This window comes from Pseudomonas germanica, from assembly GCF_019614655.1.
GTDB lineage: Bacteria > Pseudomonadota > Gammaproteobacteria > Pseudomonadales > Pseudomonadaceae > Aquipseudomonas > Aquipseudomonas neuropathica.
The window spans coordinates 2,589,342-2,615,806 of record NZ_CP071586.1; the positions used below are offsets into that span (position 1 = coordinate 2,589,342).

The 26,465-nt window shown below is 58.6% G+C and carries 28 protein-coding genes; 17 read left to right on the forward strand and 11 right to left on the reverse strand.

Translation table 11 applies throughout. The features are described from left to right. The first annotated feature begins 398 nt into the window (after positions 1 to 398). Genes J0G10_RS11550 through J0G10_RS11570 form a run of 5 tightly spaced genes read left to right on the forward strand, consistent with a single transcriptional unit; the run spans position 399 to position 6,651 of the window. The gene (locus J0G10_RS11550; protein WP_220558484.1) at positions 399 to 3,965 is read left to right on the forward strand and encodes a TipJ family phage tail tip protein; all 3,567 of its coding nucleotides are present in this window, start codon (positions 399 to 401) and stop codon (positions 3,963 to 3,965) included. A gap of 51 nt (positions 3,966 to 4,016) precedes the next feature. Next, positions 4,017 to 4,325: a hypothetical protein gene (locus J0G10_RS11555; RefSeq protein WP_245398038.1), complete on the forward strand. Its 309-nt coding sequence runs from the start codon at positions 4,017 to 4,019 to the stop codon at positions 4,323 to 4,325. Then, positions 4,322 to 4,984, forward strand: coding sequence for a hypothetical protein (locus J0G10_RS11560; protein ID WP_220558486.1), 663 nt, complete (start codon positions 4,322 to 4,324; stop codon positions 4,982 to 4,984). Before J0G10_RS11555 ends, J0G10_RS11560 begins: the two co-directional genes overlap by 4 nt. Positions 4,985 to 5,008: 24 nt before the next feature. Then, positions 5,009 to 6,259 carry a hypothetical protein gene (locus J0G10_RS29965; protein ID WP_245398039.1) on the forward strand — a complete coding sequence of 417 codons (1,251 nt, stop codon included), beginning with the start codon at positions 5,009 to 5,011 and terminating at the stop codon, positions 6,257 to 6,259. Continuing rightward, entirely contained in the window at positions 6,256 to 6,651 is a 396-nt protein-coding gene (locus J0G10_RS11570; protein ID WP_220558487.1) for a tail fiber assembly protein, read from the forward strand. Before J0G10_RS29965 ends, J0G10_RS11570 begins: the two co-directional genes overlap by 4 nt. A gap of 72 nt (positions 6,652 to 6,723) precedes the next feature. Here J0G10_RS11570 and J0G10_RS11575 read toward each other — a convergent pair whose 3' ends face one another. Continuing rightward, positions 6,724 to 7,464, reverse strand: a complete 741-nt coding sequence (locus tag J0G10_RS11575; RefSeq protein WP_220558488.1) for an FkbM family methyltransferase — start codon at positions 7,462 to 7,464, stop codon at positions 6,724 to 6,726. Between the two features lie 161 nt (positions 7,465 to 7,625). Between J0G10_RS11575 and J0G10_RS11580 the strand changes: the two genes are divergently transcribed. Continuing rightward, positions 7,626 to 8,048, forward strand: a complete 423-nt coding sequence (locus J0G10_RS11580; RefSeq protein ID WP_220558489.1) for a cell wall hydrolase — start codon at positions 7,626 to 7,628, stop codon at positions 8,046 to 8,048. Further along, a complete protein-coding gene (locus J0G10_RS11585) occupies positions 8,048 to 8,554 on the forward strand; it encodes a lysis system i-spanin subunit Rz (RefSeq protein ID WP_220558490.1) in 507 nt (168 codons plus the stop codon). Before J0G10_RS11580 ends, J0G10_RS11585 begins: the two co-directional genes overlap by 1 nt. Here the strand turns inward: J0G10_RS11585 and J0G10_RS11590 are convergent. The 3 genes from J0G10_RS11590 to J0G10_RS11600 form a co-directional block, all read right to left on the reverse strand. Continuing rightward, entirely contained in the window at positions 8,530 to 8,922 is a 393-nt protein-coding gene (locus tag J0G10_RS11590; RefSeq protein WP_220558491.1) for a hypothetical protein, read from the reverse strand. The two genes, J0G10_RS11585 and J0G10_RS11590, sit on opposite strands and share 25 nt — an antisense overlap. A 133-nt stretch (positions 8,923 to 9,055) precedes the next feature. After that, positions 9,056 to 9,319, reverse strand: a complete 264-nt coding sequence (locus J0G10_RS11595) for a hypothetical protein (protein ID WP_097090057.1) — start codon at positions 9,317 to 9,319, stop codon at positions 9,056 to 9,058. A 149-nt stretch (positions 9,320 to 9,468) separates the two neighbouring features. After that, the gene (locus J0G10_RS11600; protein ID WP_220558492.1) at positions 9,469 to 9,675 is read right to left on the reverse strand and encodes a hypothetical protein; all 207 of its coding nucleotides are present in this window, start codon (positions 9,673 to 9,675) and stop codon (positions 9,469 to 9,471) included. 1,194 nt (positions 9,676 to 10,869) lie between these two features. Here J0G10_RS11600 and J0G10_RS11605 point away from each other — a divergent pair. Then, complete coding sequence (locus tag J0G10_RS11605) at positions 10,870 to 11,109, forward strand: YceK/YidQ family lipoprotein (RefSeq protein WP_141129940.1); 240 nt, start codon at positions 10,870 to 10,872, stop codon at positions 11,107 to 11,109. A 98-nt stretch (positions 11,110 to 11,207) separates the two neighbouring features. Here J0G10_RS11605 and J0G10_RS11610 read toward each other — a convergent pair whose 3' ends face one another. From J0G10_RS11610 to gspH, 3 genes are all read right to left on the reverse strand, one after another. Beyond that, positions 11,208 to 11,765, reverse strand: coding sequence for an NADAR family protein (locus J0G10_RS11610; RefSeq protein ID WP_150694409.1), 558 nt, complete (start codon positions 11,763 to 11,765; stop codon positions 11,208 to 11,210). A gap of 77 nt (positions 11,766 to 11,842) precedes the next feature. After that, positions 11,843 to 12,454 (reverse strand): PulJ/GspJ family protein, encoded by a 612-nt coding sequence (locus J0G10_RS11615; protein WP_220558493.1) that lies wholly within the window; start codon positions 12,452 to 12,454, stop codon positions 11,843 to 11,845. Beyond that, positions 12,451 to 12,912: a type II secretion system minor pseudopilin GspH gene (gspH, locus tag J0G10_RS11620; protein WP_127926604.1), complete on the reverse strand. Its 462-nt coding sequence runs from the start codon at positions 12,910 to 12,912 to the stop codon at positions 12,451 to 12,453. Before gspH ends, J0G10_RS11615 begins: the two co-directional genes overlap by 4 nt. Before the next feature lie 114 nt (positions 12,913 to 13,026). Here gspH and J0G10_RS11625 point away from each other — a divergent pair, with 114 nt between their 5' ends. Continuing rightward, the gene (locus J0G10_RS11625) at positions 13,027 to 13,458 is read left to right on the forward strand and encodes a general secretion pathway protein GspC (protein ID WP_220558494.1); all 432 of its coding nucleotides are present in this window, start codon (positions 13,027 to 13,029) and stop codon (positions 13,456 to 13,458) included. Positions 13,459 to 13,464: 6 nt separating this feature from the next. Here the strand turns inward: J0G10_RS11625 and gspI are convergent, their stop codons facing one another. Further along, positions 13,465 to 13,851: a type II secretion system minor pseudopilin GspI gene (gspI, locus tag J0G10_RS11630; RefSeq protein WP_038364733.1), complete on the reverse strand. Its 387-nt coding sequence runs from the start codon at positions 13,849 to 13,851 to the stop codon at positions 13,465 to 13,467. A 146-nt stretch (positions 13,852 to 13,997) separates the two neighbouring features. On the opposite strand from gspI, the gene gspG reads away from it, so the two are divergent. From gspG to gspF, 7 genes are all read left to right on the forward strand, one after another. Beyond that, entirely contained in the window at positions 13,998 to 14,447 is a 450-nt protein-coding gene (gspG, locus tag J0G10_RS11635; RefSeq protein ID WP_016984958.1) for a type II secretion system major pseudopilin GspG, read from the forward strand. 8 nt (positions 14,448 to 14,455) lie between these two features. Continuing rightward, on the forward strand, positions 14,456 to 15,442 hold the full coding sequence (gspK, locus tag J0G10_RS11640) for a type II secretion system minor pseudopilin GspK (protein WP_150694407.1): 987 nt from the start codon (positions 14,456 to 14,458) through the stop codon (positions 15,440 to 15,442). Then, on the forward strand, positions 15,439 to 16,617 hold the full coding sequence (gspL, locus tag J0G10_RS11645; protein ID WP_150694406.1) for a type II secretion system protein GspL: 1,179 nt from the start codon (positions 15,439 to 15,441) through the stop codon (positions 16,615 to 16,617). Before gspK ends, gspL begins: the two co-directional genes overlap by 4 nt. Beyond that, complete coding sequence (gspM, locus tag J0G10_RS11650) at positions 16,610 to 17,152, forward strand: type II secretion system protein GspM (protein ID WP_150694608.1); 543 nt, start codon at positions 16,610 to 16,612, stop codon at positions 17,150 to 17,152. The genes gspL and gspM overlap by 8 nt, the downstream gene beginning before the upstream one ends. After that, entirely contained in the window at positions 17,149 to 19,524 is a 2,376-nt protein-coding gene (gene gspD / locus J0G10_RS11655; RefSeq protein WP_220558495.1) for a type II secretion system secretin GspD, read from the forward strand. The genes gspM and gspD overlap by 4 nt, the downstream gene beginning before the upstream one ends. Before the next feature lie 181 nt (positions 19,525 to 19,705). After that, positions 19,706 to 21,112, forward strand: coding sequence for a type II secretion system ATPase GspE (gene gspE / locus J0G10_RS11660; RefSeq protein WP_220558496.1), 1,407 nt, complete (start codon positions 19,706 to 19,708; stop codon positions 21,110 to 21,112). After that, positions 21,112 to 22,323 carry a type II secretion system inner membrane protein GspF gene (gene gspF, locus J0G10_RS11665; protein ID WP_220558497.1) on the forward strand — a complete coding sequence of 404 codons (1,212 nt, stop codon included), beginning with the start codon at positions 21,112 to 21,114 and terminating at the stop codon, positions 22,321 to 22,323. Before gspE ends, gspF begins: the two co-directional genes overlap by 1 nt. 244 nt (positions 22,324 to 22,567) lie before the next feature. Here gspF and J0G10_RS11670 read toward each other — a convergent pair whose 3' ends face one another. Further along, positions 22,568 to 23,710: a pectate lyase family protein gene (locus J0G10_RS11670; protein ID WP_134174217.1), complete on the reverse strand. Its 1,143-nt coding sequence runs from the start codon at positions 23,708 to 23,710 to the stop codon at positions 22,568 to 22,570. Positions 23,711 to 23,909: 199 nt separating this feature from the next. Here J0G10_RS11670 and J0G10_RS11675 point away from each other — a divergent pair, with 199 nt between their 5' ends. Beyond that, on the forward strand, positions 23,910 to 24,665 hold the full coding sequence (locus J0G10_RS11675) for a FadR/GntR family transcriptional regulator (protein ID WP_122597768.1): 756 nt from the start codon (positions 23,910 to 23,912) through the stop codon (positions 24,663 to 24,665). 4 nt (positions 24,666 to 24,669) lie between these two features. Here J0G10_RS11675 and J0G10_RS11680 read toward each other — a convergent pair whose 3' ends face one another. Continuing rightward, positions 24,670 to 25,563 (reverse strand): SMP-30/gluconolactonase/LRE family protein, encoded by an 894-nt coding sequence (locus J0G10_RS11680; RefSeq protein ID WP_220558498.1) that lies wholly within the window; start codon positions 25,561 to 25,563, stop codon positions 24,670 to 24,672. Continuing rightward, entirely contained in the window at positions 25,560 to 26,402 is an 843-nt protein-coding gene (locus J0G10_RS11685) for an NAD-dependent epimerase/dehydratase family protein (RefSeq protein WP_220558499.1), read from the reverse strand. The genes J0G10_RS11680 and J0G10_RS11685 overlap by 4 nt, the downstream gene beginning before the upstream one ends. Positions 26,403 to 26,465: the final 63 nt, after the last annotated feature.

A 26,465-nucleotide genomic window follows, 5' to 3' on the forward strand; every position in this document is an offset into this window, starting at 1 on the left:
CGGAAGGGCGCGGTTGCTTCTTAAAGTTTGAGGTCCGAATGTACCTGGCAAGCATCCATAATCCGCTACCAACTGCGGCAAACACTAGAGCGAAAATCAATTCGGCCAATCCCTGACCAATCTGTTGGGGCGTTACATATCTGGAGAGCATTTTTACCGAAGAGGTGATGATTGTGTATGCAGTGAAAATCCACAACACGGCTGAAATTGCGTACACCGGAAGCGAAAGGATTGTTCGTAGCCAAGTTGGAGCTTTTTTCATCAGCACTTATTTCCTTGATGACTGAGTCGAGCGCCTCATCGTAGGAGGGCTCAGCATGCGAATTCTATCATCACGACTTTTATAGAAATGCCATTAGGCCGCCCAAGAGGCGGTTTTTTAATGCCTGGAGGAAAGCATGGGCGCAGCAGCACAGATCGATATCCGTGGCGAGAAGGGCGGCAACAGCAAGCCAAAGTCGCCGACCGAAGCTAGCGACAGCCTGCGCTCGACCAACTTGGCTAAGCTGCTGATCGCCGTGGGTGAGGGTGAGTTCGACAGCGTCCCGACTGATTACGACATCTACCTGGACAACACACCGATCCGAGATGCCAGCGGCAACTACAACTTCCCGAACGTGAAGTGGGACTGGCGCCCGGGATCGGTGGATCAGACTTACATCCCGGGCATTCCATCCGTGGAGAACGAGACGTCGCTGAACATTGAGCTGCGCAGCGATTCGCCATGGGTGCGCTCGATCACCAACACTCAGCTATCCGCCGTGCGCATGCGGTTGGCTTGGCCAGCGCTGCAACGGTCTGATGACCAGGGTAATGTCGGCGGCTATCGCATCGAATACGCGATCGACGTGGCCACCGACGGCGGCTCCTATCAGCAGGTGCTGGTGGATGCGGTCGACGGCAAGACCACTACGCGCTACGAGCGCTCGCGCCGCATCGATTTGCCGGACGCTACAACTGGCTGGCAGATCCGCGTGCGCCGCCTGACGCCGAACCAGAACACCAACAAGATCGCCGACACCATGCTGGTGGCCGGCTACACCGAAGTCATCGACGCCAAGCTGCGTTACCCGAACACTGCGTTGCTTTACATCGAGTTCGACGCCGAGCAGTTCACCAACATCCCGGCGGTCACCGTGAAGTGCAAGGCCCGTCGCTGGATGGTGCCGAGCAACTACGACCCAATCCTGCGCACCTACACCGGGACGTGGGACGGTTCGATGAAATCGGCCTGGACCAATAATCCGGCGTGGATCACCTACGGCATCTGTACCGAAGACCGGTTCGGCCTGGGCAAGCGCATCAAGCCGTTCATGGTCGACAAATGGGAGCTGTACCGCATCGCTCAGTATTGCGACCAGCTGGTGCCGAACGGACTGGGCGGGCAGGAGCCGCGCTTCCTCTGTGACATGAACCTGCAGGGCAAGGCTGATGCGTGGTCGCTACTGCGCGACATCTCGGCGATTTACCGAGGCATGACGTACTGGGCGCAGGGCCAACTGGTGATGCAGGCGGACATGCCGCGCGCGCAGGACTTCGACTACGTCTTCACCCGGGCAAACGTCATCGATGGAAAATTCTCGTACGGCAGCGCCTCGGCGAAGACCCGTTACACGCGGGCGCTGGTGAGCTACGACAACCCGGCGAACAACTACGACACCGACGTCATTCCGTTCGCTGACCTGGATCTGCAACGCCGCTACGGCGACCGGCCGACCGAGCTGAGCGCCATTGGCTGCACCCGCGCGTCCGAGGCTCAGCGCCGCGGCAAGTGGGCGATCCTCAGCAACAACCAAGACCGCACCGTGTCGTTCAAGACCGGCATGGAGGGCGTGATTCCGCTGCCGGGTCACATCATCCCTGTAGCTGACTCGTTGCTGGCGGGCCGTGAAGTCGGCGGCCGGATCTCGGCGGTGGCGGGGCGGGTGGTTACGCTCGATCGCGACACCCAGGCCAAGGCAGGCGATCGACTGATCATCAACCTGCCGGGCGGCCGCGCTGAAGGCCGCACCGTGCAGAGCGTCAACGGCCGCGCCGTGACTGTCACGGTCGCCTACAGCGAACCGCCGGTGGTGCAGTTGCAATGGGCGCTCGACGCTGATGATCTGGCGATCCCGCTGTATCGCGTGCTGCGCACCAAGCGCACCACCGAAGGCGACTACGAAATCAGCGCGCTGCAGTTCGAGCCGAGTAAGTTCGCTTTCATCGACACCGGCGCACGCCTGGAAGAACGCCCGATCAGCGTGATCCCGATCACCGTTGTTCCGGCGCCGACGAGCGTTACGCTGTCGTCGACTTCATCGGTTGTTCAGGGTCTGGCCGTGGCCACCATGACGATCACTTGGCCGGCCGTGGATGGCGCGGTCGGCTATGACGTTGAATGGCGCAAGGACAGCGGCAACTGGATCAAGCTGCAGCGCACCGGCATGACCAACGTGGACGTGGTCGGCATCTACGCCGGCGCTTATGTGGCTAGGGTTCGCGCGGTGAGCGCGTTTGACATCACGTCGCCGTGGCGCAACTCGATCCTGACCAACCTCAGCGGTAAGCAAGGGCTGCCGCCGGCACTGGCTTTCCTGACCGCAACACCGTTGCTGTTCGGCATCTATCTCAAGTGGGGCTTCCCTGCTGGCGCCGAGGACAGCCAGCGCACGGAGATCTGGTACGGGCCGACGACTGAGCTGGATGCCGCGACCAAGCTGACAGACCTGGCCTACCCGCAAAGTGATTTCTCCATGCTCGGCCTACGCGCCGGCGTGACCTTTTACTTCTGGGGCCGCATCGTCGACAAGATCGGCAACATCGGGCCGTGGCATCCGATCGGGCTTGGCGTGCAGGGCCAGTCCAGTTCGGACGCGGCCGCCATTCTTGAAATGATCGCCGGCCAAATTACAGAAACAGAGCTTGGCCAGGATCTGCGAGACGAGATCGACAAGATCCCAGGCTTGCAGGCGCAGATCGATGCGCTTGACGGATTGAAGGGGTACGACCCCGAAGCCACCTACGAAGAGTACGACCTCGTAGTGCAGGGCAAGCGGATCTATCAGGCTACCGGTCCGGTACCAGTCGATACGCCACCGCCAAACCCGCTCTACTGGCTCGACGTTGGTCAGACGGTGGAAACGGCCAATGGCCTTGCTCAGCAGGTGGCGACAAACACCGCCGAGATCATTGAGATCGACGGCGTCGTTACTGCTCAAGCCACTGCCTTCGAAGCCCTTCGCGCCTCTTATCGAGACGATGACGGTGCTGGCGATCTCGCGGACGCGATCAAAAGCCACACCAGCACCGCCGCAATCGCTTCCGAGTCGAAGGTTCGCGCCTCCGAGAACGAGGCAATGGCAAGGCGTGTGACGACCTTCGACGCGAAGATCGGAGAGAACGCGGCGAACATCACCGAGCTTGAAGAGGTGGTGGTCACCAACCAGCAGGCCTCTGTGCAGCAGATCACTCAGCTGAGCACAACCGTCGGCAGTCAGCAAACAGCAATCGAGCAAAATACATCGATCGTCAACGACGTGAACGGGAAGATATCGGCCAGTTGGTCGGTGAAGATGCAATACAACTCCGGCACGGGCCAGTACATCGCTGCCGGTATCGGGCTTGGTATTGAAAACGGGCCAGCAGGATTGCAGAGCCAGTTCCTGGTGAGTGCCGACCGTTTCGCCATCGTCAACACCATTGCCGGCGGTGCCATCGCGGTTCCGTTCGCCGTACAAGGCGGGCAGGTGTTCATGAACTCGGCGTTCATCCAGGACGGAACGATCACCAACGCGAAGATCGGTAGCTATATCAGCTCGACCAACTACATCGCCGGCCAGCAAGGCTGGATCCTGAACAAAGACGGCACACTCGAAATAAACGGCATCGTTCCGGGGCAGGGGCGTCTGGTGATCAACTCACTGAACGTCTCGGTCTACGACGCCAATAACGTCTTGCGTGTTCGTCTCGGCTATCTGGGGTAATCAATGGCGCTATTTGGACTGCGTGTCTTTAACGAGAGCGGGCAGCTCGCTATGGACACCAACAGCTTCACCTACCAAGTGATCTGGCAGGGCGTCATCGATTTCAGCGGTGCCGTGCCCAGTTACACAATCGCTATCCCCGGATTCAACCCCGCCAACTGCGTGTTCATGATCATCCCGACGAGGCTGCAGGACGTGCAGCCATCAGAGACGGACGGCAGCGCTAACCAAAAATCCTATCCATTCGTCACTACCGCGGTAGGCCAGGTTGTTGTGCTCAGGAAAAACCCATCAGCGAGCGCTTCCACAATTGGGTCAACGGTAGTGGCCAAGGCTTACGCGATTAGGTATGGGACATGAGTTACGGTTTTCAGAGCATCAATGACAACGCTTTCGTGCAAATCGACTCGGAGGCTCCACGGCTTTGTATGTTGACGCGGGGATCGTATTCAGGGACGGCCAATGCCACGGCAACATTTCCTCGCGCAGTAACGAGCCAAGATCCGCCGCTTGTTTTCATTCGTCCTGATCAAACGGGGGTAATTCAGGTTCCGTACTCGGTCTGGTTCACCGGAGGCCCTGGCAACTGGACGGGGTTTTCAATGAACGCCTCAAAGGTCAATGAGTCGTTGAGCGGTCAGTATTTCGTTGCGGCATGGGCGTCGATGGGCAGCGCCTCCTATGGTCTTCGCTTATGGGATCAGAACGGTGCGCTTTGCTATGACAGCGGTGCGCCAGCGGTCATCGTGACATTCGCGGCGGGAGACTGGACGTATATAGGCACTGAGCAACTGAGTGTTAGTCGCCGATATATCTGGGGCATCAACAAAGCGCTTGGAGCTGGGGAGTACGTATCAATAAACCCTTTCACTATGGCCTGTCATAATGAAGGTACCGGCGGTAGTTGTGCGATCGGCGTCGATTACGCCAACGGCCGAATCATGATGTACAGCCTCGCTTTCACTGCGTGGACCAATCAGGGCCACCGCCCGTTTCTCTGCGCCAAATTGCTGGCCTGAATCTTTCATTTCTGGAGATACACAATGCCCTGGTACAAGACGGGAACGGTCTCTGTCACCCAAAATTCCAACGCGGTGATCGGCACGGGTACGGCTTTTATTGCCAACAGTCGGGTCGGTGATGGTTTTCGCGGCCCGGACGGTCGTTGGTACGAGGTGACCAACATCGCCAGCAATACCGCGCTGTCGATCTCGCCGAACTACGAAGGCCCGACAGTGGCTGGCGGCTTCTACGCCATCATGCCGGTGCAGGGATACCAGAAGGATCTTTCCGATCAGGTCCGCGCAATCCTCAATGACTACGGCGATAAACTGGCAGCACTCGGGACTACCGGCAATTACGAAATCCTTCCGCTGACCAAGGGCGGTACCGGGGCTACTGATCTTGCAAGCGCGCGCGAGGCGCTTCAGATTGATGACGTGCAGCCCATCAGCAAAGGCGGTACTGAGTCGAATACCGTCGCCGGCGCCAGGGCCAAGCTTCAAGTTGGGCCGCGCCGCAACCTAATCATGAATCCGCTCTTTAACGTCAATCAACGGCTTTACGGCGCGGAGGCGACCACGGCCGCCGGTCAATACACGTTCGACCGGTGGCGAATTGTCACCTCTGGACAGAGCCTTTCCTCCCAGGTCAACAAGAATGGTCGAACTGTGAATCCGCCCTCTGGCGGGCTTGAACAGGTGATAGAAGGGAGCTTCATTGGTGGGGGGATTTACACCTTGTCCTGGGAAGGCACTGCTACAGCAACAGTCAATACCGTAGCGGTCGCGAACGGCGCTCAGGTAACGCTGACCGCCGGATCAAACAGCACGATCAGGTTCATCGGCGGAACGCTGTTCTATCCGAAGCTTGAGCTGGGCAGTCTGCCAACGGGGTACGAGGACCGGAGTTATGGGGAAGAGCTGATTCTCTGCCAGCGCTACTACGAGAAGTCCTATCCGACGGACATCAAGCCCGGAACAATTTCAGGATTTGCACCCCCAAACATTTCAAACGGTATGACCCTTTCTTGCTCAGGATCAGGGACTCGGGCAATGGGGCGGACCAAGTTCTCGGTTGAGAAGAGATCCACCCCAACGCTGCGATATTGGGACCAGCAGGGGATCGTAAATGCCTTTACGGTGGGTAATTCCGATGGCGGAGTTCAGACCAATGGATTCACGGGAGATACATTTCGCACTGTTCAGGCAAGCACGGCGTACATCTGGGCGCACTGTGCTCGTAATGCTGGTGAAACATTTCTTTGCCACTGGGAGGCGTCTGCCGAGCTATGAATTACAAGCAATCAGAAGGCGAAAGTGTCACCACTGACACCGGGTTCTGGATTCCAGCGGACCCGGAAAACACGGAATGGCAGGCCTATCAGCTATGGCTGGCTGCAGGTAATGCACCGGACCCAAGGTTCAGCGAGGACGAGTTGAAAGCTCAGAAACTTATTGAGGCTTCGCTTGAAATTTCGCGGCTGCGTGCAATCGCAGATTACAACATCAAGCCTTTGCAGGATGCTGTCGATATTGATGAGGCTAATGCAGAAGTCTTGGCTAGTCTGAAGCTCTGGAAGAAATACCGAGTTGATCTCAGTAAGGTCGTAGCGCAGATGGGATATCCGATGACGATTGAGTGGCCTGCCTCGCCGGAAGCCAAGCCAAACGCCGATCAAGATTAACCGGCGCTGTAACTTCAATAACCAACCGCGTATTGGGCATCCGGCTTAGAGTGCCCAATACAGCTTTGTTAGCTATTTGAGAAATAATAATTTCTTGATGGAATCAGTCAGGCTAAGGCCTTGGTGTATATAGAATGTGTTTGTTGTTGGCCCATTCATCGGCAATAACTTGTTTTCATCGTGATCATAACGTCGTGCAACATATCCCAATGACTTCATGATTGTGGATACGTTGTGCCAATCTGAGTTTTCTACCATTATTATTGGCTTCGATCGCTCGATTGTTCTTTTTAATCCGCGAAGAACCATCGACTCGGCGCCTTCGACGTCAACCTTAATTAGGTCGGGAGATAATTTTAAATCATCACCAACCCTCAAGTCGCATTTGACCTTCTCCAGCCTTGTAAGCCCGCCGCGCTCCAAGAACTTTTGCTTGACCCAGGGTAGTTCGTAGTATGAGTCTGTTATAGACGCCTCTTCTATGAAGGCCTCTTCGTTTGAATATGGTATGTTTAAATAAAAGCTGCCCCCTTTGTCGGCTAGGCCGTAGGGGTTTATTTCTATGTTTCCGGGTACTTCGTTCGCCAGGCTATTTAGTTCGTCTATAAGTATCGGGTTTGCTTCATACGAGTGAATGGTCGCGTCTGGAAAAAGTATTCGGAAGGATATAATGCTTTGGCCAAGATTTGCACCTATGTCGAGTATTGTGTTGATGCGTCTTGAGCCTATTGTGAAGCCATAAAAATCAGTGTCATGAACTTCTTTGGTTTTCCATCGATGCATCACTGCTTCTGATAAGTGCTTTAGTTCCATGAGCGACTCAATCCTATTTTATTTAACAGAATAAACCTCAGAGCGCCACTGTACGTCTAATTCTTGCTTGAGAAAAGAATGTCTATCACATCGCAGCAGCTGCTGCAGATCTTTTTCTATGCCCGCCAAGACGCGGGCTTTTTTTCGTCTGGAGAAAAGCGATGCCTGTAAATGATAAAGACCGAGACATCCTCGCCCGCACAATTTGGGGTGAGGCGCGCGGGGAGGGCACTGCCGGCCAAGTGGCCGTGGCCTGGACGATCCGCAACCGCGTGTTCGACGGAAAGGATAAATCGTGGTGGGGCGAGGGCTACGCCGGCGTCTGCCAGAAGCCGTACCAGTTCAGCTGCTGGAACAAGGCCGACCCGAACTATCAATTCCTGATCGGCGTGAAGCAGATTCCTTTCCGCGAGCTGGCGCAATGTCGGATCGCTGCCGACCAGGTGATCGACGGCAAGGTGCCTGATCCTACCGGCGGCGCCACGCACTATTACGCCACCAGCATCAAAGCGCCGGCCTGGGCGGCGAAGGCCAAGCAGACGCTGAAGTTGGGCGGGCACATTTTCTTCAAGGATGTGCCGTGATGGTCGTTCCGTGGCGGCTTCTCGGGGCGCTGGCGCTGGTTCTCGCCGGGTTCGGCAGTGCTTGGCAGTTTCAAGACTGGCGCTGTGGGAATCAATTGGCCCAGCAAGACAAGCAGCACGCCGAAACCCTCAATCAACTGACACAGGCCGCTGCCACCGCGCAGCAGGCCGAGCAGGGCAAGCGTCTGGCGCTCGAGCAGCGGCTGGCGGCCAGCGAGCAAACCCACTTCAGGAAAATGACCGATGCCCAACGTGACCAAGATCGCCTGCGCGATCGCCTTGCCACTGCTGATGTGCGGTTGTCAGTCCTCCTCGATGCAACCGACGTTGCCAAAGACTGCAACGTGCCAGCCACCTCCAGCGCCGGCGGCGTGGATCATGCAACCGTACGCGCCCGACTTGACCCGGCGCATGCTCAACGAATTATCGCCATCACCGACACCGGCGACCGTGGATTGATTGCGCTACAGGCGTGCCAGAATTACGTGCGGTCGGTTTCGCGCTGATGGGGGAATGGGTCTTTGAACGGGCTGTCTCCATTAAGGATCCGTATCTGAGTAGCCAGCTCGCTAACGTGTCTAGTCTTAGCCATCAGCTCCCAATTGCTTTTGGTCTCTATGTCGGTAGCGCGCCTGCTGGCATCTGCCGCTTCAGACTTCGCAACGCTCAATTGAGAGCGGAGGGTTTTGCACTCGGCCGAAGCCGCAGCGTGCATCTCAACCAGCTTGAATATCCGCTCCCTGGACTGTTGCAGCTGAAGGTTCAGTTCCTCGAACTCATTTTCGTAGAGGGCCAGCTGGTGCCGGCAAGTTTCGAGCGGCGTCGGGCTGCCGAGCCAGTCGTCGGTGTCTTCAACTCCGTAGCGGTCCATCATTGCGCCTTGCTGATACTGTTTGGATATACAGTAATCGAGGCGCGTAGATTGAGCGAGGGTCTGGCGACGGACTGTAAGGATTAACGCCACACGGTCGACCGGTCTTCTTGATGAAGCCGGGGCGGCTACAGAGTCAATGGACAGCAGAGGACCGGGGGGCCGAAGCGCCCTCAAATTTGGAAATTTCTTTCACCCAGAAGCGGCGATATTTGGTCTGATCTGGAGGCAACGGATTTTGATTTGGCCAAAAGTTTTCAGCTTTTAACCCGGCACGGTAAGCCTCCCACTCTTTTTCCTGCGCTACGTCCTGAGCTTTTTTCTCGTCATCGAACCAGCCAAGTACATAAACCTCGCCCTGATCCATACCGTGCTCGATTAGAAGATAGATCTCTTTCATACGCTTGAACCTGCTACCACCAATTTGAAAAATCCCCAGCCGGGGGCACTATCCTGCCTATCGGCGATGTTTTTCATTTATTGAGCTTTATCGATGAGCGTCGTGAAGTCAATTTTGATGGTGAGCTGCTCGACTCGGCGAGATGCTCACTACGGCGTCATCATGACGGCGAGCGTCATCTTGATGAACTCCTCGTTTCGGTCGATCGCTTCCAGGGCGCCGCGCACGTTTTCAGCAACGTCGGTCGCGCCGCGTTGTTCGACCCAATTGGACAGCTCCATGATGGCCGCTTCCAAGGCGAGCTGGTTTTCGTTGATCTTGAACAGCAGGGAAGGGAGTAGGTCTGAATTTGGCATGTGCTTTCCTCCGTGGATCAAGGAAGCGTAGCACCGCATTTAAAGGATATTGACGGTTGGCAGAACGCCGGGGGAGGGAGGCTACTTTAGGAATTTACAACGCTAAGTTATTGATTCTTATAGGGTGATATCGCTGTTTTGTACCCCTAGAAAATCTGGAGCTTTTCCTTATGTATCAGTGGCTTGCGTAGGTTTCTGGGTCACCGTTACATGGTGGCGTCTCAAAGAAACTCCGGCTCCCGGGAACCTGGGCGCCGGAGGAACTGCGACTATTTATGGTTACTTGCCTTTAGGTGCAGCGTTGCCACGGCCGCCTCCAGACGGCTTTCCGGTTGTACTCGGGAGGTTCGCAACTGCTGGAGCTTTCGAGCCGCCAGATTTTCCAGCTGAACTTGGACCTGCTTTTCCGCCACCTGATTTTGACATGACCATCTCCTTGGTAATGCAAGTTAGAGTTGCAATTCCCACGATAGATGCTTTTTTGGAGGGTGCGAGGAGGGGGCGATGGCGTGCATCCGGTGTTGCGCAAAACCTCCTCTGGAGGCCGCGTGTTTCCGTTTGCATAAGCACAAAAAAGAGGATGTTTTGCCACGACCAGAAAGGGCTGTTATCGTTATAAAACAAGTGCTTAGGTCGCTATGCTCTCCAGCATGGGGTGCTAGGGGTCGAGTGTTCGAATCACTCCGTCCCGACCATAATTCCTGAGTAGAATCAGACAGTTAAGCCGATCGGATGGATCGGCTTTTTTGTGCCTGCGCGAAACTACACAGTGATTTTTTTAATAAGATCTGGATTCGCTCCGGCTTGGCGATCTTTGCTGAATCCTTCAGTTCAATCCCGTCTATGCGTAGTAGAGGTTCAGCGCAATCAGCTCAAACACAGCCACAAATACGCAGAACGCAACGAATCTTCGGGTAAACACCCGGCGAGGCTTTTCATAGCCTTGATAGTTACTGAATGCGCTGCAAAGGTTTCCCAGAAAATCAATAAAGTCCATCAGATCTGCATCCTCGCCTGCGTGCTTCATGCATCTTGCCAATTCCAATCTGGTTAAGATCTCTCATTGTCCTTACGATCGTGCTCGGTAATCGGCGTAGGGCTCTACTCCACCCACGTGGGCGGCCCGTCGTAGAGGGCAATTCATCTGCAACCCCGTTTACACAGCTCAGTATCAACAACTAATAAGGATATTAAGTGTTTCAAAAACTGATGTTACTGGTGTTGATCGCCAGCTCAAGCGGCTGTGCAGCAACGGCCATGCGGATGGATTATGACAAGCATCGATGCCCCTACATCGGTGTTCGGCTCGACTGGTGGTTGGTCGGTACATCCAAAGGCAAGTTGATTCCATTTTTATTGATCGATGCGCCATTTTCATTGGTGGTCGATACCGTATTCTTCCCCTTCGAATATCAATACACCTGCAATTTATGACTTGCGGGTAGTGCGACCTAAAGCGGTGTAAAACCCCCTTAGAAAAGCCTTGGCACACGCCAAGGCTTTTTCGTTGCTGACGCCACCGCCGATAAAACTCAGGACGATCCAACCCTGCCGTCCCGAACCTGCATCAGTGCAAACCCCAAAAGATTCAGGCCTTTCCACAGATTCGGATCGTTAACATTTGCGTGATCCTGCGCGAGCCCAATTCCCCAAATGTCATCAACCGGGCTCGCTTCGACAATGACCCGAGATCCAGTGCGCATCAGGTATTCGTTCAGTTCCGGGTTTTGGGAGAACTTGGCTTGGTTTGCCTGGACGACGATGTCGTATCGGTGTTGCAGCCAGCGTTGGTCGTTGAACCCGTGCACCTTGCGGCCGAGGGCTTTGGCGGCGTTCGGGGTCGGGGCCTGGAGTACTTGTGCACGAATTTCCTGATCGTCGAACAAGGCTGCCTTCTCGGCCATCATGAAGTGTTCGGCTGTCGGGTAGCGTTGCCCCTCGACAACGAATTCGGCTTCGTACCACTGGCTGAAGCACGAAGCCGTGACGGCGTCTTTGCTTCGCTGGTGTCCCCAGAAAAAAGTGAAATCCAGAGGCTCTCCAGCGTTGAAGCGAGCGCGTAGATCTTCGAGAAGTTTAGAGTCGTGCAATGAGATTTCCTCGGTAACTGACTTTCGACGTTACAGTTGCCGTGCGTGTCAGGGCAATACGCAATATCGCCCAGAGACTAATCCAGTGGGCCCAAGACCTGGCGGTAGTGTTCTTCGCCTTGAGGCGTCTGCCGGGTCAGGCGGATTTCCAGGCCTTGGGGGTTTTCTTTGCGGTTGCCGCTGAGCTGGCGCCAACCCATCTCGGGTTCCCAGACGCGCACTTGCAGATCGCTGATGCTGTCGAGCACCGCCACTGCCTGTTTCGGCGCAGGCAGCGGGTAGCGATCACGTGGCGTGGCGGCGGCGCGGTACAGGGTTTGATCTTTCAACCACCAGCGCACGCGCTGCAAGCCGTTCTGCGAGGTGGCTGCACTGCGGATCACGTCAAGACGAAAGCTCTGGTCGTCGGCACTGCGCACGCTGATTGCCGCTGGCTGCTCGGATCGTTCGTCATCGTTGTCGTTCAACAGTGGCTCACGCAGTTCGATGCTGGCGCGCAAGGCGATATCTCGTTCCAGTTGATGCAGCGTGCGCAGCAGTGCTTCGGTGTGTTCGGTGCTCGCCTGCAGGTGCATGTCGGCGCGGGTCACGCTGTCCAGACCGCGCCAGGCAATCAGGCTGACGATCGCCATGAGCATGATCGCGACCATCACTTCGATCAGGGTAAAACCCTCTTGCCGGTTATTCATGGCTGGTTGGCCAAGGTCAATTTGCCCGTGGCTGTGCGTTGCACGGTGAGCGTGTTCTGGCCGTCCGAGAGTTGCAGTTGCACGGGTGAATCGAACCACTCGGCGTTCAGTATCAGCGGCTGCCTGGGTGTCACTCGCACCTTCAGCGATGGCGTTTCCCAGTGACGAGGGCGCAGTTGCGGATCGGCGAGGAAGTGATCGAAGCCGGGGCCTTGTTCATTGCGACGGCTGAAACGAAAGCCGTTTTTCTCCGCCTGCCAAGTGATCGGGCGTCCATCGGCCAGGGCTTCGGCATGGGCGATTTGCAGCAACTGGATCAAGCGATTGGCGTCCTTGCGCAGCAGTTGCGCCGGGTCAGGCTTGATGCTCAGGCTGACGGCGGCGCTGGCAATACCGATGATGATCAGCACCACCATCAATTCGATGAGGGTGAAGCCCGTTTGTCTGTCCTTGGTCATACCGCAACGTTCCTTCGTTGTGCATCCATCCTGGCGGATTCGAACCATCAATCCCGATAGAAAAGCGAATGTTGTCCTGTAGACTGCGACGCAGGACAACAGGGAGGTTGGGTCTTGGCATTTACTTTTCGCTTATCCGCAACGCAGCTTGTGCAATCGGCGGCGCTGATCGCTGCACTGGCAGGGGGACTGTTCTGGTCTGCGTTGTTGCTGACGCCGGCACAATCCCACGTTCCGGCGCTGGAGCCCCAAGTGCTGCCGACGCGCGCCGACACAGCGGCTTTGCAGTGGTTTTCCAACCAGCCGGCACCGTTGGATATCAAAGTTTCCGGAGTGCTGGCAGGGGCGCACGCTGCGGTGGCAATTCTAAGTCTCAACGACGGTCCGCCGCGCAGTTTTCTGGTGGGTGATCGCTTGGCCCTGGGTGTGCGCGTGATCGCCATTGAACAGGATGCGGTGGTCATTGAGCGTGGCGCAGAACAGAGCCGATTAAAAGTCAGCACGCTGCCAGACTCCCCCTCGCTGCCTCGACTGACTCGACCCTGAGCAGCGTCATTGGCGCTTTTCCTGCGGCCGGCCGAGTAAGGTTTCGAGTCGCGCCAGGGGTGGCGCCTGACGTTCGCGATCGGAAACCAGCAGCGTCACGCGCATCAGTTGTCCGTCGGTGCTCGGGGTCACGCGTTGGTCACAGCGCAGTTGCAGGCGACCTTGATCGCACTCGAAGGTTTTCACTCCCGGGGCAAAATCTTCCTCCAGACGCAGCTCGGCGAGCCGGGTTTGCGCCGCCAGCAAAGCGATCGAGCGATCGCGCAGTAGACCATTGCTCTGGGTCATCAGACCCGCAACGCGAACGGCCGCAGACATCGCCACGGCGATGATTGCCAAGGCCACCAGAACCTCGATGAGGGTAAAACCTTGCTCCTTGCGCAACGCTTCCATGCTTGTCTCTGCGGTTGAAACCGACCCGCAGAATAACACCCGTCTTTTGGCGAATGTGCAGAAAAACAGTGCGTTAATGATTGTTGTACGATGACTGGCTTTTGTTACACTGCGCGCCGAATGTAATCATGCCAAGGAAGGTTGAAATGGATTTCGCGCGCGTCAAATCTCAGTCCGCAGGCCGTCGAGGCCAGCAGGGTTTCACCCTGATCGAGATCATGGTGGTGGTGGTCATCCTCGGCATTCTGGCGGCGATGGTCGTGCCCAAGGTGCTCGACCGACCTGATCAGGCCCGAGCCACTGCGGCAAAACAAGACATCGCCGGCCTGATGCAGGCGCTCAAACTCTACCGCCTCGACCACGGCACTTACCCGACGCTGAATCAGGGGCTCAAGGTGTTGGTGGAGCGTCCGGCGGATGCGAAAAACAGCAACTGGCGCTCTTATCTGGAACGCTTGCCCAACGACCCGTGGGGTCGTCCTTACAACTATCTGAATCCTGGCGCGAACGGTGAGATCGATATCTTCTCCCTCGGCGCAGACGGCCAACCCGACGGCGACGGCGTCAATGCCGATATTGGTTCCTGGCAGCTCTGAGAGCGGCCATGAAATCATCCTCGCCACAGGCGCAGAAACAGCGCGGCATGGCCATTATCAGCGCCTTGCTGATTGCCGCCGTGGTTGCGGTGATCGCCGCTGGCATGCTCACCCGGCAGAGCGTCTTTACCCGCTCTCTTGAAGCGGAACAATCCCGAGTGCAGGGCGCGGCCGCGCTGTTGGCGGGGCTGGAGCTGAGTCGGCAACTGCTCTGGGACACGCGTCAACAGGACGCGCTGACCCGGCTCGATCAACCTTGGGCGCAGCCTGTCAAAAGCCATTTGTTGAATTTGCCGGGGGGCGGTTTCGAGGGGCGCATCGAGGATCAGCAGGGCAAGTTCAATTTACGCAATTTACTCAGCAATGAGCGCGTCGATGGCGGACAGTTGCGCAGCTTCGAACGCCTCTGCGAAATGATCGGAATCGATGCTGCCCTCAGCCAGCGCATCAGCCAGCGCGTCATTGCCTCCTACCCGAGAATGCCCGACCTGCAAGCCGCCGGGCAGAGTATGGCGCAGACTGGGTTTGACGGCGTCCGCGCGACGTCGCCGAGTGCGCGCCAAAGGCCCTTGCCGGCCACTCAGCCGATGTTACGCAGCCTTGATGATTTACGTGGCCTCGAAGGCATGAACGAGCAACTGCTTGGTCGCTTGAATCAGTACGTCAGCCTGATTCCTGCCAAGACCTGGGTCAACGGTAATACTGCCAGCGCCGAGGTATTGGTGGCGGTGGTACCGGGTTTATCGCTCGCGCAGGCCAGGGCCGTAGTGGGAGAGCGCGATCGTGGCCAGTGGTTCCTCAATCGCGGGGACTTCGTCAACCGTCTGCACTTGCCGCATCTGACCGTCGACGGACTGAACGTCGGCATCAGCAGCGATTGGTTTCTGCTGCGCGGACACGCACGTCGTGACCAGCGCCGCGTCAGCCTGGATGCGCTGCTGCATCGACCTGCCGACGACCTGCCGAAAGTGGTCTGGTCGAGGCTCGGCGTATGACTCGCCTGCGAGTCGCCTTGCCGCCGCTGGCGGGTTTGACCTCAGACTCTGAGGTTGAATTTGCGCGCCTGGATCGGCACGACCAGGTCAGTCAGACCGGTGTCAGTACGCTGTTGCTGATTGAACAGGAGTGGCCGTTACAGCCCGTCGAGTTTTTTCTGCATCCGGCGGACAGCGTACTGACCAGTTTGCAGTTGCCACCGCTGGCGCCGGTGAAGATCGAGGCGGCGGTGAAGTGTGCCGCGCAGGCGCTGATTCTGGGTGGCACTGAACAAATGTACGTTGCGCACAGTGCTCGTGAGGTCTCAGGGCAAGTGTCGCTGGCCTGGCTCGCGCAGGCATCTCTGGATCGTTTCGGGCTGTTATTGGCTCAGCACCGATTGAAGCTGCGAGGCCTTTACCCGGCGCCTTATGCGTTGCCGGTGCCCGCGCAGGGGCAGGTCAGCGCGTGCGTGTTGGACGGGCAATTGCTGCTGCGCTTCAGCCGTGCGCAGGCTTCGGTAGAACCCTTGGCGCAGGAACGTCTGGATGAACTCGTCACCAGTGGTCGCGGCTTGCAGTGGATCGGCGCGGATGCTCCTGCAACAGTCGTCGAACCACGACCTGCGGAGCAGCGCTGGTGTGGCGTTGCGCCGGGATGGGGGTTGCATGCAGGCATCGGCAAGGCTGCCGGCCCCGCTCGCGGTTGGGGCAAGGCCGTCTTCTGCTGTGCCTTGGCGGTTGCGATCTGGGTGTCTGGTCTGAACCTTTACGCGGCACGTGAGGTGACCCAGGGCGAGCAGCTCAAGGTTCAAATGCGCTTGCGGGTGAAGCAGGCTTTTCCAGAGTTACCGGTGATTCTCAATCCGTTGCAGCAGGCTCGCCAGCAATTGACAGCCCGGCACAGCGGTGTGACGGCCGACGCGAATCATGGGTTTGCCTACCTGGTGCAACATGCCGCGAGCGCGCTGCCGTTTATGGCGGGCAGCGTCCAGCGCATGACCTTTGAGCAGGGACGTTTGCAGTTGGAGTTGGCTGCCGATACTGCGCAGGCACCCGCCGACGGCGCTTTGCCGGGAGCGCTGACGCAGGCAGGGTTGGTCGCCAGACGCGAAGACAACGTGTGGATTTTCAGCCCGCAGGTTGAGCCGGCAGCGGTTGAGGACGATGCCGTCATGGACCGCGACGATGAATAATCTACTGGCGATCTATCGGGCTCGCTGGCTGCTGCTGCGTGCACAGATTCATCGGCATTGGGCGCCGCTGAGCTTGCGCGAAAAACGCCTGGTTGCGGGCACCGCATTGATGTTGGGGGGCGTGCTGATCTGGCTGCTGCTCGTCCAGCCTCCGCTGAAAAAGATTGAACATTGGCAGACCGAAACGCCGAAGTTGCGTGGCCAGGCCGAAGCGCTGGATCTGTTGTTGCGCGAGGTGGCGACAGCGCCCATTGGGCAAAACGTCGAGCGGTCATTGCAGCAATCTCTCGATGGCAACGGGCTGCTTGGTCACTACCAGTTGCAGGCAATTGGCACCGCTTGGCAGTTGACGTTCGAGGATGCACCCGCTGATGCCGTCATCAGTTGGCTGTTAATCCACCCCGTGCAGTTTTCACTTGAAGTGGTCGAGGCTCGTTTGCAGCGTGCAGGTGAGGTCAAGGTCGATGATACGGCAGGCACTCTGTCGGGAACCGTTCGCATGGATCAGGCGCAGGGCGCTAAGGAAGCTTCATGAAGTGGTCAGGTTCCAATTATGTACGTACGGCCGCGCCGTTTCTGTTGTTGGCACTGAGCGCATGCAGCAACACCAGCACCACACCACAGAATCAGCCGCCGTTGCTGGTCGACAGTGAACTCGGCCGGCCGCTGGCCAATACTCAGCGCAGCGGCGACGCGGTGCTCGACCGCGAACGCGCACAGGCCCAAGCGCGACCGGCGCCGAAGCAATTGCACAACATCAGCAAGAGTGTGCGCAGTGGCGCGGCGGCGTCGGGCATTGCCTTGCCGAGCAATCCTTTGGGTGATCAACCGGTGACGCTGAATTTTGTCGACGCGGATATTCAAGCGGTGGTGCGGGCGTTGTCGCGGTCGACCGGGCAGCAGTTTCTGGTCGACCCTCGGGTGAAGGGCACGTTGACCCTGGTCTCGGAAGGTCAGGTGCCGGCGCGGCAGGCTTACGACATGTTGCTGGCGGCGTTGCGCATGCAGGGGTTTAGTGTGGTGGATGTTGGCGGTGTGGCGCAGGTGGTGCCGGAGGCTGATGCCAAATTGCTTGGCGGGCCGATTTACAGTGCCGACAAACCGGCGGGTAACGGCATGCTCACGCGCACGTTTCGTCTGCAATACGAGAACGCGGTGAACCTGATTCCGGTGCTGCGGCCGATTGTGTCGCCGAACAATCCGATCAACGCCTATCCGGGCAATAACACCATCGTCATCACCGATTACGCGGAGAACCTGACCCGCGTTGCGCAGTTGATCGCGAGCATTGATTCGCCGAGTGCGATCGACACCGATGTGGTGCAGATTCAGAACGGCATCGCCGCTGACATCGCGCCGATGGTGGCGGATTTGCTCGATGCGCCGGGCAATGATCCGACGCAGAAAATCGCCGTGATTGGTGATCCGCGTTCCAACACCATCATCATTCGCGCTGGTAGCCCAGAGCGCACGGAGCTGGCGCGCAATCTGATCTATAAACTGGATAACGCGCAGAGCAATCCGAGCAATCTGCATGTGGTTTATCTGCGTAACGCGCAAGCAGCGAAACTGGCGCAGGCGTTGCGTGGTTTGCTCACGGGCGAGAGCGACAGCGGCACCAGTGACAGTGCGCGGTCGGTGCTCAGCTCTATGGGTGCTAGCACTGGCGGCAATGCTGGGCAGAGCGGCCAGAGCGGTACGCAAAGCAGCGGCAGCACGTCGACCACTAACAGCAGCGGCAGCACGGGCGGCAGTTACGCGCAGGGCAGCAGTGGCAGCACAACCGGTAGCGGCGGCGCGCAAAGCAGCGAGCAGAACGTCGCCTTCAGTGCCGGCGGCGTGACGATTCAGGCTGACGCCACCACCAACACCTTGCTGATTTCTGCGCCGGAGCCGTTGTATCGCAACTTGCGCGAGGTGATCGATCTGCTCGACCAGCGCCGCGCGCAAGTGGTGATCGAAAGCCTGATCGTCGAAGTCGGCGAGGACGATGCTAGCGAGTTCGGTGTGCAATGGCAGACCGGCAACCTCGGCGGCAATGGCGTGATCGGTGGCGCAAATCTGGGCGGCTCGGGGATCAACACCAACGGCAAGACCAGCATCGACGTGTTGCCGCAAGGTTTGAACCTGGGCTACGTCAACGGCACCGTCGACATTCCCGGTATCGGCAAGATTCTTGACCTGAAAGTGTTGGCCCGGGCCTTGAAGAGCAAGGGCGGCACTAACGTGTTGTCGACGCCGAACCTGCTGACGCTGGACAACGAAGCGGCGAGCATTTTTGTCGGCCAGACCATTCCGTTTGTCAGCGGTAGTTATGTGACTGGCGGCGGGGGTACCAGCAATAACCCGTTCCAGACCGTGACTCGCGAAGAGGTGGGTTTGAAGCTCAACGTACGCCCGCAGATTTCCGAGGGCGGCACGGTGAAGCTAGATATCTATCAGGAGGTCAGCAGCATTGATGAGCGGGCTTCGGCCAGTGCCAATTCTGCGGGGATTGTCACCAATAAACGGGCGATCGATACCAGCATTCTGCTCGATGACGGGCAGATCATGGTGCTCGGTGGGTTGCTGCAGGACGGCTACAGCCAGAGCAATGACGCGGTGCCGTGGCTGGGTAGCTTGCCGGGGATCGGCGCACTGTTTCGCAACGAACGTCGGGCGATCACCAAGACCAACCTGATGGTCTTCCTGCGGCCGTACATCATCCGCGACAGCGAAGCGGGGCGCAGCATTACTCTCAATCGCTACGATTTCATGCGTCGCGCTCAAGGTGGGTTGCAGCCGGAACGCAGCTGGGCGATGCCGGACATGCAGGCGCCGCAGTTGCCGACGGCGGCGCAGGGGGTGCCGGCGGTGTTACCGAGTTCCGGCCCACGCGCAACCATCAAAGCGGTACCGATCCAATGACGCCGACATCGCCCCTTGATCTGGAAAACCGACGTGTAGGAGCTGCCGAAGGCTGCGATCTTTTGATCTTGCTCTTCGACGGACTCAAACGGCCAAAGATCAAAAGATCGCAGCCTTCGGCAGCTCCTACAGGGGATCGTATTGCCACGGGGGAGATCATTCGCGTTGGGGAGGGCATGAGATGAGTTCACTGCCTTACGCCTGGGCCAAGGCGCAGCGCATTCTGTTGTGCGATGGCGTGTTGACCGTGTGCCCGTCGACGCCGGGCTGGTCGATCAGCGAGGCACGGCGCCAATTCGGTGCGACCACGATACAGCGGGTGCGCGATGATGAGCTGGATGGCTTGCTCGCCGCTGCCTATGCCGACACCGGCAGTGCCGCTGCTGTGGTCGGCGCGGCAGAGAATGAAGTCGACCTCGACCGCCTGATGCAGGACATGCCGGAAATCACCGACCTGCTCGACACCCAGGACGGTGCGCCGGTGATCCGCATGATCAACGCCTTGCTTACCCAAGCGGCGCGCGATGAGGCCAGCGACATTCACATCGAGCCGTTCGAAACCCATTCAGTGGTGCGCTATCGCGTCGATGGCACCCTGCGTGACGTGGTCTCACCACGCAAGGCGTTGCACGGTGCGCTGGTGTCGCGGATCAAGATCATGGCCCAGCTCGACATCGCTGAAAAACGCCTGCCGCAGGACGGTCGTATCGCCTTACGCGTGGCGGGGCGGCCGATTGATATTCGTGTTTCAACGGTGCCGACCGGGCATGGTGAAAGGGTGGTGATGCGTCTGCTCGACAAACAGGCCGGGCGTCTGCATCTGGAAACCCTCGGCATGGACGCGCAGGTGTTGGCCAAACTCGATCAGCTGATCCGCCAGCCCCACGGCATCGTCCTGGTCACTGGCCCGACCGGCAGCGGCAAAACCACCAGCCTCTACGCCGCACTGGCGCGGCTCGACGCGAGTACCAGCAACATTCTCACCGTGGAAGACCCGGTGGAATATGACTTGCCGGGGATCAGCCAGATTCAGGTGAATGCCAAGATCGACATGACCTTTGCCCTGGCCTTGCGTGCGATCCTGCGGCAAGACCCGGACATCATCATGATCGGCGAAATCCGCGATCTGGAGACCGCACAAATCGCCGTGCAGGCGTCGCTGACCGGGCATTTGGTGTTGGCGACCTTGCACACCAACGACGCGGTGTCGGCGGTCAACCGCTTGATCGACATGGGCGTCGAGCCGTTTCTGCTGGCGTCGTCAATGCTCGGGGTTTTGGCGCAGCGACTGGTGAGGCGGCTGTGCAATCAATGCAAGGAAGAAGACCCCACCGCGCCCGGCACCTGGCGCCCGGTCGGTTGCCCGGCGTGCAATCAAACCGGCTACAGCGGCCGCACCGGCATTCACGAATTGTTCTGCATCGACGACGACATCCGCACCCTGATCCACCAAGGGGCAGGGGAGCAGGCCTTGCGCGCATCTGCTGCCAAGGCCGGGATGTTCAGCCTGCGTGAGGACGGTGAGCGCTGGATCCGCAGCGGCGCCACCGCCCCTGAAGAAATCCTCCGTGTGACACGGGACGCCTGATGAATCGCTATCGTTTTGAAGCTGCCGATGCGACCGGCAAGATTGAATCCGGGCACCTTGAGGCGGACAGCCAGGCTGCCGCGTTCACAACATTACGCGGGCACGGTTTGACCGCATTGTCAGTGCACAAGGAAAGCAACGTTGCCCAACACGGTGGCGGTGGACTGTTCAGCGCCAAGCTCTCGGACAACGACCTAGCCTGGGCCACGCGGCAATTGGCGAGCTTGTTGGGCGCGAGTCTGCCGCTGGAAGCCGCGCTGAGTGCCACGGTCGAACAGGCCGAAAAAAAGCACATCGCCCACACCCTCAGCGCCGTGCGTGCCGATGTGCGCAGTGGCATGCGTCTGGCCGAATCGTTGGCCGCACGGCCAAGGGATTTTCCCGAGATCTATCGCGCGCTGATTGCGGCCGGGGAGGAGTCCGGCGATCTGGCGCAGGTCATGGAGCGGCTCGCCGACTACATCGAGGAGCGCAACAACCTGCGCGGCAAGATTCTCACCGCGTTTATCTATCCGGGCGTGGTTGGATTGGTCTCGATCGGCATCGTGATTTTCCTGCTCAGTTATGTGGTGCCGCAGGTGGTCAGCGCGTTTTCTCAGGCGCGGCAGGACTTGCCGGGGCTGACCTTGGCGATGCTCAACGCCAGTGATTTCATCCGCAGTTGGGGCTGGCTGTGTGCCGGGATCATGGCTGGCGCGTTTTGGAGCTGGCGTTTGTATCTGCGCAATCCGGCGGCGCGCTTGAGTTGGCATCATCGGGTGCTGAAATTGCCGTTATTCGGGCGTTTCATCCTTGGCCTGAACACCGCACGTTTCGCCTCGACGCTGGCGATTCTCGGCGGCGCCGGGGTGCCATTGTTGCGGGCACTGGAGGCGGCGCGGCAGACGTTGTCCAACGATCGCCTGAGCCTGAGCGTCACTGAGGCCACGGCCAAGGTGCGTGAGGGCGTCAACCTGGCAGCAGCGTTGCGGGTGGAAAATGTCTTCCCACCGGTGCTGATTCACCTCATCGCCAGCGGTGAAAAAACCGGTTCACTGCCACCGATGCTCGAGCGCGCAGCGCAAACCCTGTCGCGTGATATCGAACGGCGAGCGATGGGCATGACCGCGTTGCTTGAGCCGCTGATGATTGTGGTGATGGGCGGGGTGGTGCTGGTGATTGTGATGGCGGTGTTGCTGCCGATCATTGAGATCAATCAACTGGTCCAGTAGCCGGTTTTGATGGTGTCTGATCGGGCCCCTTCGCTGGCAAGCCAGCTCCCACAGGGGGCGGAGTTGTTGATGCGATCTGTGTCACAACAGAAAACCTGTGGGAGCTGGCTTGCCAGCGATGGGGCCGGTCAGGGCAATAAATAATCCAGATTTTTTCAGGACTTCACCCCTGCACGGTCTTCAAGCAGACATGAAAAAGCCCTCGTCACCGAGGGCTTTTCATTAACACGGTTACATCGACCAATCAGATCTTGCCAGCGCCAGCCTTGGCCTTAACATCGGCCGCGACTTTGTCCGCGTTCAGCGGGGTGTAGCTGTAAGGCGGGGTCCAGCCGATGCTCGAACTCCACGAACAGCTCAGTGCGCTGCCATTGAGTGTCGAGCCTTGGTCGCGGTAAACGCTGCCACCGTAGTCGCCGGCGATTTTGTCGCAGCCGCTGATGCCGGAGATTTCGAAAGCGTTTTTCTCGGAGAAAATCTTCGAGCTTTTGCCCACGCCGTGCGCGTAGCTGAACGGGTAGACCTTATGGCTGGTGCTGCCCACGTGATAGTTGTTGTACAGATGCACCTGGCCGAAGCGCACGCGTGGTGCGCGTGCGGAGATGTTTTCGAACAGGGTGTTGTGGATCGTGACCTTGAGCTTGCCATCATCGGTGGTGCGGCTGTCGCTGGAACCGATCAGGTTGTTCTTCTCGTGCGATTTGAACGCCGAGTAGGAAATGGTCACGTAGTTGGCACCGTTTTTCACGTCCAGTGCGCCGTCGTGATGTTGCTTTGGACGACCGTTGGCAGTGCCGTTCTGGTCATCGGTGCGGCGGCCATCGGTGAAGGTGACATGGTCGACCCACACATTGTTGGCGCCTTCGATGGTCAACCCGTCATACTCGGAGTTCCAGTTGCCGGCGCTGCCGTCATTGGCGTCCCAGATCGGCTCGGGATCCCACGGGTTTTCGATGGTGATGTTGCGGATGATCACATCGTTTTCCTTGGCATAGAAGAAACCCTCGCGGATCTCCGCCGTGCTGCTCGTACCGACGATGGTCGTCTTGCCCGGGATATCCAGACGGCCGCGCTTTTTCATATCGGCGGTCGTCGTATAAGCTTTGCCTTCGCTGATGTCGATAGGCCCGGTAATCTTGATGATACGACCGTTGGTGCCGACCGAAGCGCTGAGTGCGGCTTTCAGTTCGGCGGCGTTCTTCACGGTGTAGATGTTGTTGGCTGCCGCTTTGGAGCCACCCTTGGTGCCACCGTTTTGCGTGGCCCAGCCAGTCGTTGCAACATCCAGCCAGATATCGGCCGCTTGTGCGGGCAGGCTGGAAAACAGCAGGCTGCCGACGATGGCGCTGGCCAGTTTGCAGGCCGTGAAGGTTGTTGGTTTTGTCATGAGTAATCAGATCCTTGATTAACTTGAGTGTTTTACACGCGAAATTTCGACGTGTTTCTCGAGCGGACGTCCTTATCGCCATTGCAGCGAATCGAACGTCCGCTGCATGAGAAATCCTATCATGTGAACTGGTGCGTTGTCGTACAACTGAATGGGCTATGATGCGTAATTATTCGAAAATTCGAGATTTTTGTTGCTGATGGACAGATCCAACGTCACCCCCAATGTTCGTCGCCGGCATCGCAGCCTGGCGGAGGACCTGGTCACCGAGCTGTCCCGACGCATCTGCAGCGGCGAACTCGCGCGTGCGACGAAGCTGCCGACTGAATCTCAGGTCATGGCCGAGCACGGCGTCAGTCGCACGGTCGTGCGCGAGGCGATATCGCGTCTGCAGGCAGCGGGCCTGGTGGAGACCCGTCACGGTATCGGCACCTTTGTTCAGGACATTCCCAGCCCGAGCGGTTTTCGCATTGATCCGGACAGCATCGTCACGCTTCAGGATGTCTTGGCGGTGCTTGAATTGCGCATCACTTTGGAGGTCGAGGCCGCCGGTCTGGCATGTGCGCGGCGTACCGATGAGCAGCTGCAACTGATGCGTGATTCGCTGGACGCCATCAATTCCCGCGCCGTCAGTGTCGACTACGCCGTGTCGGCGGATTTTCAGTTCCACCAGCAAATTGCGCTGGCCACCGGCAACCGCTATTTCACCGACATCATGCTGCACCTGGGCGCGAACATTCTGCCGCGCACACGTCTGCATTCCAAACGCCTGGAGAATGACCGCAAGGAACCCTATCTGGAGCGCCTCAGTCGCGAGCATGAAGACATTTACATTGCGATTGTCCGGCGTGATTCCGACGCCGCGCGCGCAGCCATGCGTTTGCATCTGTCCAACAGCCGCGAGCGTCTGCGCCGCGCCTACGAAGCTGCAGACGCGGCGGCGTTGAACGTCTGAAGCCTCAGGCGCGGGCCTTGGGTTCAGGCAGGCCTTGAACACCCGGATTGAGGGCAAAGACTCCGCCCGCCAGTGGCTGATCGGCGAGGTCGATGCCTTGCGGGCGAATCGAGGTGACAAACAAGGTGTCGAGTCGAGGGCCGCCAAAGGCGCACATCGTCGGTTTCTTCACCGGCACCGGCAACGCGCGATCCAGTTTCCCCTGCGGGGTAAAGCGCAACACCAGGCCGGCATCAATCGCGCAGATCCAGTAACAACCGTGTGAATCGACGGCGGCACCGTCCGGTCGACCGGGGTGGTTGTTCATGTCGACGAACAAGCGGCGGTTGTGCGGCGTGCCACTGTCGATGTCGTAATCGAAGGCCCAGATCAGTTGCCGGCTCGGGTGCGAATCGGACAGATACAGGATGCTCCCGTCGGGACTGAACGCCAGGCCGTTGGGCACCACAAGGTCCTCCAGTTGCGGCGCCAGCATCGATACATCGTTCGGGTTCTGCGCGTCGTAGCGATACAGCGCGCCGACCGCCTCGGCGCCCATAGCGGTTGGCATCGAGCTGGCCCAGAAGCGTCCCTGACGATCGCAGCGACCATCATTGAAGCGCATGCGCGGGCGGGCGTGCTCGACGCCGATGAGCTTTTCCGCAGCCAGACGTCCGTCAGCCTGCGGGCGCAGTTTGAACAGTCCACTTTCCTGCGCGCCCAGCCAATGTCCCGCTTCGCTGCGGGCGATACAGGCGAGCATTTCGTCCGCTTGCCAGCATTCGGTCTGGCCGTCGAGCTGCCAGCGATGCAAACGGCCGGCCGGAATATCCACCCAATACAAGGCGTTCTCGTCGGCTTGCCAGACCGGGCTTTCACCGGTGGTGTTGCGCGCATCGACAATCAGTTCGGCACTCATGAGCGCGTCTGCGTCGGCGTTTCAAACGGACCTGCTGCGGTAAACGCGCCGCCCTGGTACAAGCGGTCGGGATGGTCGGCGGCGAGTGCCGGTTGTTGTTCGACCTTTGCGCGAAAGGCTTCGGAACTGTCCTGCGGCGCAAAGCCCAGGTGCGCGGCGTGCCGGTTGTTCCACCACTGATCACGGTTGGCGGACACCCCGTACACCACGCTGTGCCCGACATCGCTGGCCAGCAGCGCGCGGGCGATCAGGTGCTCGAGATCGGTATAGCTCAGCCAGGTCGCCAGCATGCGCAGGTTGCGCGGCTCGGGGAATGAGGAACCGATGCGCAGGCTCACTGTTTCGATGCCATAGCGGTGGAAATAGAACGTTGCCAGGTCCTCGCCGTAAGCCTTCGACAAGCCGTAATAACCGTCCGGGCGACGCGGTGAATGGGCGTCGATCTGTTCGTCCTGTGGGTAGAAACCGGTGACGTGGTTGGAGCTGGCGAACACGATGCGCTTGACCCCGTGCAGGCGCGCGGCCTCATAAACATGAAAGGTGCCGCGAATATTCGCCTCGAGAATTTCTTCGAAGGATCGCTCCACCGAGATCCCGCCTAAATGCACGATGGCATCGACGCCCTCGACCAGCGCGGCGACAGCGGCCTTGTCGCTCAGATTGCAGTTGATCACTTCGTCATGCGCGCCGCGGCTTGGCGCCATCGCACTGATGTCCGAGGAACGGACGGTGTCGGCGTGAACCTGCAAGGTTTCGCGCAGAATCTGGCCGAGCCCACCGGCGGCGCCGGTCAGCAGAATACGGTTGAAAGGTTTGGTCTGCGCAGCTTGTGTGGTCATGGTCGGGTCTTCCATTACGCGGTGGAGAAAGGGGGAGCGGCAGGGTGCCTGCCCGACAAGCGA